The 9,342-nt window shown below is 73.4% G+C and carries 11 protein-coding genes; 10 read left to right on the plus strand and 1 reads right to left on the minus strand.

The features are described from left to right. The 8 genes from VHU88_20365 to rimI form a co-directional block, all read left to right on the plus strand. Positions 1 to 453: holo-ACP synthase (locus tag VHU88_20365; protein HEX3614054.1), on the plus strand; the 453-nt coding region annotated here is incomplete at its 5' end. Then, a complete protein-coding gene (locus tag VHU88_20370) occupies positions 450 to 1,907 on the plus strand; it encodes an NAD(P)H-hydrate dehydratase (protein ID HEX3614055.1) in 1,458 nt (485 codons plus the stop codon). The genes VHU88_20365 and VHU88_20370, both read left to right, overlap by 4 nt. Positions 1,908 to 2,240: 333 nt before the next feature. Next, on the plus strand, positions 2,241 to 3,401 hold the full coding sequence (gene alr, locus VHU88_20375; GenBank protein ID HEX3614056.1) for an alanine racemase: 1,161 nt from the start codon (positions 2,241 to 2,243) through the stop codon (positions 3,399 to 3,401). Positions 3,402 to 3,474: 73 nt separating this feature from the next. Then, complete coding sequence (locus tag VHU88_20380) at positions 3,475 to 4,590, plus strand: alpha/beta hydrolase (protein ID HEX3614057.1); 1,116 nt, start codon at positions 3,475 to 3,477, stop codon at positions 4,588 to 4,590. Beyond that, on the plus strand, positions 4,587 to 5,207 hold the full coding sequence (locus tag VHU88_20385) for a uracil-DNA glycosylase (protein ID HEX3614058.1): 621 nt from the start codon (positions 4,587 to 4,589) through the stop codon (positions 5,205 to 5,207). Before VHU88_20380 ends, VHU88_20385 begins: the two co-directional genes overlap by 4 nt. A gap of 23 nt (positions 5,208 to 5,230) precedes the next feature. Then, positions 5,231 to 5,716, plus strand: a complete 486-nt coding sequence (gene tsaE, locus VHU88_20390) for a tRNA (adenosine(37)-N6)-threonylcarbamoyltransferase complex ATPase subunit type 1 TsaE (GenBank protein HEX3614059.1) — start codon at positions 5,231 to 5,233, stop codon at positions 5,714 to 5,716. Between the two features lie 4 nt (positions 5,717 to 5,720). Further along, on the plus strand, positions 5,721 to 6,425 hold the full coding sequence (gene tsaB / locus VHU88_20395; protein HEX3614060.1) for a tRNA (adenosine(37)-N6)-threonylcarbamoyltransferase complex dimerization subunit type 1 TsaB: 705 nt from the start codon (positions 5,721 to 5,723) through the stop codon (positions 6,423 to 6,425). Further along, complete coding sequence (rimI, locus tag VHU88_20400) at positions 6,422 to 6,913, plus strand: ribosomal protein S18-alanine N-acetyltransferase (protein HEX3614061.1); 492 nt, start codon at positions 6,422 to 6,424, stop codon at positions 6,911 to 6,913. Before tsaB ends, rimI begins: the two co-directional genes overlap by 4 nt. 7 nt (positions 6,914 to 6,920) lie before the next feature. Here rimI and VHU88_20405 read toward each other — a convergent pair whose 3' ends face one another. Next, entirely contained in the window at positions 6,921 to 8,105 is a 1,185-nt protein-coding gene (locus VHU88_20405; GenBank protein HEX3614062.1) for a hypothetical protein, read from the minus strand. A 205-nt stretch (positions 8,106 to 8,310) separates the two neighbouring features. On the opposite strand from VHU88_20405, the gene groES reads away from it, so the two are divergent. Together groES and VHU88_20415 are read left to right on the plus strand one after the other, a co-directional pair. Beyond that, positions 8,311 to 8,610: a co-chaperone GroES gene (gene groES, locus VHU88_20410; GenBank protein HEX3614063.1), complete on the plus strand. Its 300-nt coding sequence runs from the start codon at positions 8,311 to 8,313 to the stop codon at positions 8,608 to 8,610. A gap of 189 nt (positions 8,611 to 8,799) precedes the next feature. Further along, the coding region (locus tag VHU88_20415) for a TCP-1/cpn60 chaperonin family protein (GenBank protein HEX3614064.1) at positions 8,800 to 9,342 on the plus strand (543 nt) is incomplete at its 3' end.

Here is a 9,342-nt window from a genome sequence, read left to right on the forward strand (position 1 = left end):
ACGTGGTACGGGCGCCCGACACGCCAGAAGATGGGACGGGCCGAGTCGGTATGGTCGCCGCGTGAGGTGCGCATGATCGTCGGGGTCGGCATCGACGTGTGCGACATCCGACGGTTCGCCGAAGCGTTGCGCCGGCGGCCGGCCCTCGCGGAGCGGTTGTTCACCCCGGGGGAGCGCGGTCTCGGCGTGGCCTCACTGGCCGCGCGGTTCGCGGCCAAGGAAGCCGTGGCCAAGGCGTTGGGCGCTCCGGGGAACCTGAGCTGGCAGGACGCCGAGGTGGTCAAGGACGCGGCCGGCACGCCCCGGCTGGCGACTCGCGGGAGCGTGGCCGCGCGGGCGCGGTCGATGGGCATCGTTTCCTGGCATCTGTCGTTGAGCCACGACGCCGGGATGGCTTCGGCGTTGGTGGTGGCCGAGGGCGTCGGAGCGCCGTTGCTGGACGACGAGTCGTGAGGCAGGCCCACTCGGTGGCCGCGGTTCGGGCGGCCGAGCACGCGCTGGCGGCCGGCCTGCCCGAGGGGACGCTCATGCAGCGGGCGGCCACGGGGTTGGCGAACGCGTGCGCGGGCCTACTCGGTCGGGTCTACGCGAGCCGCGTCGTGCTGCTGGTCGGCAGCGGCGACAACGGCGGCGACGCGCTGTTCGCGGGCGCCCGACTCGCGGCCCGCGGAGCGGTCGTGCACGCGCTCCTGCTCGACCCGGAACGGGCGCACCGCGCCGGGCTGGCCGAGTTTCGCCGGCTCGGTGGCCGGGTTAGCACTGACGCGAAGTTGGTGGCCCGGGCCGACCTCGTGCTCGACGGGATCCTCGGGATCGGTGCCGCCGGGGGCCTGCGGCCGGCCGCCGCCGAGTTGGCCGCCGCGGCGGCCGACTCGCGTGGCCTGATCGTCGCGGTCGACCTGCCCAGTGGAGTCGAGGCGGACACCGGTCGGGTCCCCGGCGCCGCGGTGCGGGCCGACGCCACGGTGACGTTCGGGACGTGGAAGCCTGCGCTGCTCGTCGACCCGGCCGCCGGACTGGCCGGCGCGACCACATTGATCGACATCGGCCTCGCGCCGTACCTGCCGCAACCCGTCCTGCGCTGCCCGCAGGACGTCGACCTAGCGCGGTTGCTGCCGCATCCGCGGCGCACCGACGACAAGTACCGGCGCGGCGTACTCGGGGTGGTCGCGGGCTCGACGCGTTACCCCGGTGCGGCCGTGCTCACCGTGCTCGCCGCGGTCCGGGCCGGGGCCGGAATGGTGCGGTTCGTCGGGCCGGGCCCGTTGGCGGCCGAGGTCCGGGCGCGGTGCCCGGAGGTCGTGGCGTCCGACGGGCGGCCGTCGGCCGCGGGCCAGGTCCAGGCCTGGGTGATCGGCCCCGGGCTGGGCATCGACGCGGTGGCTGCCGCGCTGCTGGCCGACGTGCTCGCCACCGACGTCCCGGTGCTGGTCGACGCCGACGGGCTCACGTTGCTCGCGGGCACCGAACCGGTGCGGCGGGCCGCGCCGACGTTGCTCACTCCGCACGCCGGCGAGTTGGCCCGGATGCTCGGCGTGGATCGCGCCGAGGTGGAGGGCGCCCGGCTGGATCACGCGGTGCTGGCGGCCCGCCGGTACGGGGCCGAGGTCCTGCTGAAGGGCTACACCACGGTGGTCGCCGGGCCGGGGGACGACCCGGGCTGGGTCAACGGCGCGGGCTGCGCCGCGCTGGCTACGGCCGGCAGTGGCGACGTGCTCTCGGGTCTGACGGGGGCCTTGCTGGCGGCCGGGTTACCGGCGGCGGCGGCCGGGGCGCTCGGCGCGCACCTGCACGGTGCGGCGGCGCGGGAAGCGGCCGACGGGGCGGGTCCGGTCTCGGCGGCGAGCGTCGCGGAGCACGTCCCGGCGGCGTGGCGGCGCATTGCCGCCACTTTCCAGGATCAGTAGGGCAGCTTCTTGCCGGAAGGCGTGCGCATGTCGAGCGGGGCTTCCTGCCGGATCTTCGCGCCGCTCTTGGACGTCAGCGACTTCTTCTCGATCTGAATCTGGCTCTGGGACATCTCAGACCCCCTCACCGTCGGTGACTGCAGTCGGTGCGGTCACCTGTGGACCATCAGACGCGTTGTGTCCGGGTTCGGTTGCCATCCGTTCGGATGATTTGGCGGTCCTTCACTCAGCCGAGCGGCCCGCGTGACACGTTCTTGAAGATGATTCACGTAACGCGCCGTGGTGGTGCAGCGCACGCCAGTTCTGCGCCGCCGCAGTGCCAGAATCGATTCGATGAATGCACCCCGACCGCCGACCGCCGACCTGCGGTGGCGCGCGCAGGCACGCGTCGACCTGGATGTCGTCCGGGAGAACGTGCGTTCGTTGCGTGCGGCCGCCGGGTCGGCGCAGGTGATGGCCGTGGTCAAGGCCGACGGTTACGGGCACGGGATGGTGCCGGTGGCCCGCGCCGCCGTGTCCGCGGGCGCGAGTTGGCTGGGCGTCGCAGTGCTCGAGGAGGCCATGCGACTGCGGGCGGCCGGACTGGACTGCCGGGTGTTCTGCTGGCTGGCCGCGCCCGGCGAGGACTTTGCGCCGGCGATCGCAGCCGACGTCGACCTGTCCGCGAGCGCGACCTGGGCGGTGGCCGAGATCGCCGTGGCCGCCCGTTCGGTGGGTCGCCCGGCGCGGCTGCACCTGAAGGTCGACAGCGGGCTGGGCCGTGGCGGGGCGACGCCGGCCGAGTGGGCCAACCTGGTGGAGGCCGCGGGCAAGGAGCAGGCGAGCGGGACGATCGAGGTGGTCGGCGTCTGGTCGCACCTGGCCTGTGCCGACGAACCGGGGCGACCTGAGAACGCTGCGCAGATCGGGGCTTTCCGGGCCGCGGTCGAGTTCGCCGAGCGCGCCGGGTTGCGCCCGCAGGTGCGACACCTGGCCAACTCGGCCGGGACTGTCGCGCTGCCGGACGCGCACTTCGACCTGGTCCGGCCGGGCATCGCGGTCTACGGCTGCTCCCCGGCGCCGGAGGTCGGCGACAGCGCGAGCTTCGGGCTGCGGCCGGCGATGACGCTGGTAGCCCGGCTCGCACACGTCAAACGTGTGCCCGCCGGGCACGGGGTGTCCTACGGGCACACTTATGTGACGGATCGTCAGACAACGCTCGGACTCGTCCCGGTCGGTTACGCGGACGGGATCCCGCGGGCGGCGGGCAACACCGCGCCGTTGTGGGCGGCCGGTGCCCGGCGCCGGATCGCCGGCCGCGTGTGCATGGACCAGTTCGTGGTCGACCTGGGCGACGACGCTGCCGATATCGGGGAGGAGGTCGTGCTCTTCGGCACCGGCGAGTCCGGTGAGCCGACCGTGCAGGAGTGGGCCGACGCGATAGGCACGATCACCTACGAGATAGTCACCCGCATCGGGGAGCGCATCCCGCGGGTCTACCGGGGGACAGCATGAGCGAGCTTGCGAGCTCATCGAGAGGCGCGGCGCGACCGGGCCCCATCGGCGCGCCGAGGAACGAGGCGCGCTGATGGGTGAGGACTCCACCGGCCTGGTGCGCTGGGCGGTCCGCGCCGGACTGGTGGCAGGTACCGCGATGGCGACCACGGCCGCCCGACGCCGGCACGTCGCACGTAGGGCGGCCGGTCGTGCGGTGGAGCTGCTCAGCGAGTTGGCCGAGGTCGCCGACGCCGTCCCGTTGGGGTCGGTGCACTCCGAACCGATCACCGTCTACGCCGACGACGGCGTCGGGTTGTGCGTCGAGATCGAGGAAGCGCCGCGGCAACCGAACGCGCCGACGTTGGTCTTCCTGCCCGGCTTCTGTCTGAACATGGACACCTGGCACTTCCAGCGCCAGGACCTGCGCGGGGTCGTGCGGTGCGTGTTCTACGACCAGCGCGGCCACGGCCGCTCCGGCCGCGGCGACCCGGAGCGGTCGACGATGGCGCAGCTGATCTCGGATCTGCGTTCGGTGATCGCGGCCACCGCGCCGGACGGGCCGGTGGTGCTGGTCGGACACTCACTCGGCGGCATGGTCGTGATGTCGTACGCGGCAGGAGCCCCGGAGGATTTCGGCGACCGGATCATGGGCGCGGCGCTGGTCGCCACCTCGTCGGGTCGGCTGGCGGACATGACGCTCGGCCTTCCGCCCGCGGTGGTGAAGAGCCTGTGGCGGTTCAGCCCCGGGGTCGTCGACCTGGTGACCAACCGGCCCTTGCTGATCGCCCGCGGCATGGGCGCCGATCGCGACATCGGGCTGTGGGTCACCCGCCGGCTGTCGTTCGGTCGCACGGACGTCGACCCGGCCGTCGCCCGATTCGCCGGCGAGATCCTGAACTCCACGCCGCTGGACGTGTTCGGCGAGTTCTTCGCCGAGTTCACCCGCTTCGACCAGGAAGCGGCGCTGCCGACCCTGCGCACGGTGCAGACGTTGATCGTGGGCGGCGGCAAGGACGTGCTGACGCCGCTGGCGGCCAGCCGGCGGATGGCCGCGGCAGTCCCCGAGGCGGAGTTGACGGTGCTTCCGGACGCGGGCCATCTGGTCATGCTCGAGTACCCGGACGAAGTCAACGCCGCGCTGCGCCGGCTGATCGAACGGGTCCGGGTGGCTACCTACCGCGACTCGTACGGCGAAGCCGCGGTATGACCGCTCCGAGTATGGAAACCGTTCCCGGCTGGGATGAGCTGGCTGTGCGGGTGCGGGGTTGCACGAGGTGCGTCGACCTGGCTGCCTCGCGCTCGAAGGTCGTGGTCGGACAGGCGCCGGCCGGGGCCGAGGTAGTACTGCTCACCGAGGCGCCCGGCCCGGCCGAGGACGGCGCGGGACGCCCGCTGGCTGGTCGGTCCGGCCACCACCTGGACTTCCTGCTGGCCGACGCGGGCATGTGGCGGAAGGACGTCGCGGTGCTGAGCGTGGTCAAGTGCCGCCCGCCGGACGGCCGTCCGGCGCGCCGCGTCGAGACCGAGAACTGCCGCGACTGGACGGCCGCGCAGCTCGAACTGATCGACCCGCTGCTGATTCTGACGATGGGTCAGGCGGCCGCGGAGTGGGCCCTGGGTCGCGGGGCGGCGCTGAGCGCGGTTCGCGGTCACCTGCACCAGTTCGGCAGCCGACCGCTGATCCCGACGTACCACCCGGCGGTGGCGATCCGGACCGGACGCAGCGGCGCGCCGGCGGCGCTGCTGGAGCAGGACCTGCGATACGCGGCCGGGCTGTTGCCGACGTTGCGCTCGTTGCGCACGGCAAGCGGGGGGCTGTGCTGAGCGGGGCCGAGGTTCGGGTGGTGGTGCCGACGGCGACGGACATGCAGCAGCTGGGCGCCCGGCTGGCGCGGCTGCTGCGGGCGGGGGATCTGGTCGTGCTCTCCGGCGACCTGGGCGCCGGGAAGACCACGCTCACCCAGGGGCTGGGGGCGGCGCTGCGCGTGCGCGGGCGGATCGCCTCGCCGACGTTCGTCATCTCCCGGGTGCATCCCTCCGAGTGTGGGGGACCGGCGCTGGTCCACGTGGACACCTACCGGATGGCCGACAGTGTCGAGGTCGCCGACCTGGACCTCGACGAGTCGGTGGCGGAGTCGGTGACCGTCGTGGAATGGGGCGCCGGGCTGGTCGAGGCCTTGGCAACCGACCGCCTCGAGCTGGTGCTGACCCGGACCATCGAGGTCCCGGTCCTGGCCGACCCGGACGACCCGAGCGCCGCGGTCCGCGAGGTGCGCGTGACCGGGGTCGGCCCCCGCTGGTCCGGGGTGGACCTCATCGACGCTCTAACCTGACCCGGTGCTGCTGCTCGCCCTGGACACCGCGACACCGTCGGTCGGCGTCGCCGTCTGTTCCGACGGAGCCGTGCTGGCCCAGCGGTGCGTGGTCGACGCCCGCCGACACAACGAACTGCTGGCGGTCGGGATCCGGGAGGTGCTGGCCGCCGCCGGTCTGACGGCAAGTCAGTTGGGCGGGATCGCGGTCGGGGTCGGCCCCGGGCCGTACACCGGGCTGCGGGTCGGGGTGGTCACCGCGCGGTCGCTGGCTCACGCGCTGGGAGTCCCGGTACACGGCGTGTGCAGCCTCGACGTGCTCGCGGCGGCCGCGGCGCGCACCGAGCCGGGCGAGTTCCTGGTCGCGACCGACGCGCGGCGCAAGGAGGTCTACTGGGCCCGCTACCGCGGTACCGCGAGTGACTCGAGCGAGCGAGATACGCGAGCAACAAGCGCAGTGCGACTGACCGGGCCCGACGTGGCTCGCCCGGCCGAGGTCGCCTGGTCCGGACCGACCTTCGGCGAGGGCGGCGTGCTGTACCCGGACTCGTTCCCGGACGCGCGGACGCCGATCCACCCGGCGCCGGGCGACCTTGCGGGGATCGTCGAGGCCGCCGTCGCCGCCGGACGACCGACCCTGGACCCGGTCCCGCTCTACCTGCGCCGCCCCGACGCCGTCGAGCCCGGCGAACGCAAGAAGGTCACCGGGGCCGTGCCCGCCCGGTCGTGATCGGCCCGGAGCCTCCTGGTCCGCTGCCGGTCGGAGTCGCGCGGTTGCGCCCGGCCCGCTGGTGGGACATCCCAGCCATGGCCGCGATCGACGCCGCGTTGTTCGGCCGCGACGCCTGGTCGACCGAGACGTTCTGGGGCGAGCTGGCCGGGATTCCCGAGCGGCGCTGGTACCGCGTGGTCACGGACGCCACCGACGAGGTCGTCGGGTACGTCGGACTGGGTCTGAGCCCGCCGACCGGCGACGTCCAGACCGTCGCCGTCCGCGCGGACCGGCAGGGCCACGGCGTCGGTGGGGTCCTGCTCGACGCGCTGCTCGGCGAGGCCGGCGCCCGCGGCTGCGACGAGGTCCTCCTGGAGGTCCGGGCCGACAACGAGGCCGCGCTGGCCGTGTACCGCCGCCGGGACTTCACCACGATCGCCACCCGGCGGCGCTACTACGCCGACGGCACCGACGCGCTGATCCTGCGCCACGTCATCGCGGGCTGAGTGCGGGTCAGACGGGTCGTACCAGCAGCGTGATGGCCTTCCCGGCGACCCGGGTCAGCACGATCGTGGCTGCCGCATCCCCGGTCGCCCCGGCCAGCAGTTCGCCGCGCAGCTGGTCCGGGACGATCGCCAGGCCGCGCTTCTTGATGGTCAACGTGCCGACGCCCCGTTCCCGCAACGCCGCGCGCAGCCGGGCGGTCTTGGTCGGCAGCACGTCAAGGACCTCGTAGCTGCGGGCGAACGGGGTCGCCACCGCGGCATCGGTGGTCAGGTAGGCGATCCTCGGGTCGACCAGGCGCCCGTCGACCTCGGCGGCCAGTGCCCCGACCAGGTGGGCGCGGATCACGGCGCCGTCCGGCTCGTGCAGCCACCGCCCGACCGCCCCCACCGGCGGGGGCTCGTCCGCGGTGTCCGGCCCGGCCGCGGCCAGCGTGTGCCCGCCCGGCAGCAAGGACGCCCGGCGCCGCACCCCGGTACTCAGCGCGCCCGCGTAGAGCGCGGCCTCCTTGACCCCGTCGGGCAGCGAGACCCACTCGATCTCGACGTCGGCAGGGACGGCGGAGTGCCCGATCCCCGGCGCCACCTTCGCCGCGGCGGGTCGGCCTGCGGTGAGCAGGCCGGTCACGAACGACCACGGCGGGACGTAGGCCGCCGGGTCGAACACCCGGCCCCGGGCACCGCGCCGGGCCGGGTCGACGAACACCGCCGCGGCGTCCAGAGCCCGGGTCGTGGCGTCGCCGTTCTCGATCACCGCCCGGTCGGCGGTGTTGAGCCGGGCCGCCGCCGCGACCACCGGGTCCAACTCCACGCCGGTGGCCCGCAGTCCGGCGGCCGCGGCGGCCAGCAGGTCCGAGCCGATCCCGCAGCACAGGTCGAGCACCGTCGCCCCGGGGCCGAGGGCGCGGGCCAGGCGCGCGGCGCGATGCGCCGCCACCGTCGGGTGTGTGGCCTGCTCCAGGCCGTCCGGGGTGAACCACATGCCGGCAGCTGGCGGACCGAACTTCGCCACGGCCCGCTGCCGCAGCCGGGCCGTGGTGATCGCGGCCGCGGCGAGATCCGGGTCGACGGTGCGTCGCAGCTCGGTGCCCAGCGCCAGAGTGGCTGCGTCGTCCAGCGGCCCGGCCGCCGCGACGCGGTCCAGCAGCGCAGCCCCGGCTGGGGACTGCAGACGGTGGAAGGTGGCCAGGTCCATCGCCGGCGAGCCTATCCGGGTCCGTTGGCACTCAGGTTGACTGAGTGCTAAGGCCCGCATAGGGTCGCACTTGGCACTCGGCAACGTCGGGTGCCAAACGGGAGCTGATTCCTGACCCCCGCGACGGCAGGACGTCCGGCCCCCAACCCATCGACTCGTTACCCCTGGACTGGAAACTCAGCCTCGTAAGGGAAGGTCAGCATCCATGGCCAGCAAGGTCTCCATCACGCCGCTCGAGGACCGCGTCGTCGTCAAGCCGCTCGAGGCCGAGACGACCACCGCCTCGGGCCTCGTCATCCCCGACACCGCCAAGGAGAAGCCCCAGGAGGGCGAGGTTCTCGCCGTCGGTCCGGGGCGCTTCGAGGAGGGGCAGCGTCTCCCGTTGGACGTCGTCGTCGGCGACATCGTGCTCTACAGCAAGTACGGCGGCACCGAGGTCAAGTACGGCGGCGAGGAGTTCCTGATCCTGTCCGCCCGCGATCTGCTCGCGAAGATCTCCAAGTAAGCGACTGACCTCGGACGAACTCCAGCCGTACGGCGCGCGTCAGCGTCGCACGGCCGGGGGTCCGCGGGTTGACTTCAGCCTCAGATTCCGCCCCGGGCGGCCCGTCCCGGGCGCGCGGGGCGGACCCACGAATGTGGATCCACGAACGCGGATCCACGGATGAGCCACGAATAGGGAGCAGATCCGGCGATGCCGAAGATCCTGGAGTACAACGAGGACGCCCGTCGGTCCCTCGAACGCGGCGTCAACGCCCTGGCAAACACGGTCAAGGTGACGCTGGGCCCGCGCGGGCGCAACGTCGTGATCGACAAGAAGTTCGGCGCCCCGACCATCACCAACGACGGCGTCACCGTGGCTCGCGAGATCGAGCTGGCGGATCCGTACGAGAACCTCGGCGCCCAGCTGGCCAAGGAGGTGGCGACCAAGACCAACGACGTCGCGGGCGATGGCACCACCACCGCAACGGTGCTGGCCCAGGCGATGGTGAAGGAAGGCCTGCGAGCTGTCGCCGCCGGCGCGAACCCGATGAGCCTCAAGCGTGGCGTCGACGCGGCCGCGGCGGCGCTGGGCGACCACCTGCGCTCGGTGGCCAGCGAGATCCAGACCCGCGAGGACATGGCCAGTGTGGCCTCGATCTCCGCCCAGGACGCGGTGGTCGGCTCGCTGATCGCCGATGCGTTCGACAAGGTCGGCAAGGACGGCGTGATCACCGTCGAGGAGTCCAACACCATG

The organism is Sporichthyaceae bacterium (assembly GCA_036269075.1).
Taxonomy (GTDB): Bacteria; Actinomycetota; Actinomycetes; order Sporichthyales; family Sporichthyaceae; genus DASQPJ01.

Bases quoted from the DNA above. Each gene is read 5' to 3' on its own strand.
- VHU88_20405 (HEX3614062.1), bottom strand. From the start codon at position 8,105: ATGGACCTGGCCACCTTCCACCGTCTGCAGTCCCCAGCCGGGGCTGCG.
- VHU88_20380 (HEX3614057.1), top strand. From the start codon at position 3,475: ATGGGTGAGGACTCCACCGGCCTGGTGCGCTGGGCGGTCCGCGCCGGA.
- VHU88_20385 (HEX3614058.1), top strand. From the start codon at position 4,587: ATGACCGCTCCGAGTATGGAAACCGTTCCCGGCTGGGATGAGCTGGCT.
- alr (HEX3614056.1), top strand. From the start codon at position 2,241: ATGAATGCACCCCGACCGCCGACCGCCGACCTGCGGTGGCGCGCGCAG.
- groES (HEX3614063.1), top strand. From the start codon at position 8,311: ATGGCCAGCAAGGTCTCCATCACGCCGCTCGAGGACCGCGTCGTCGTC.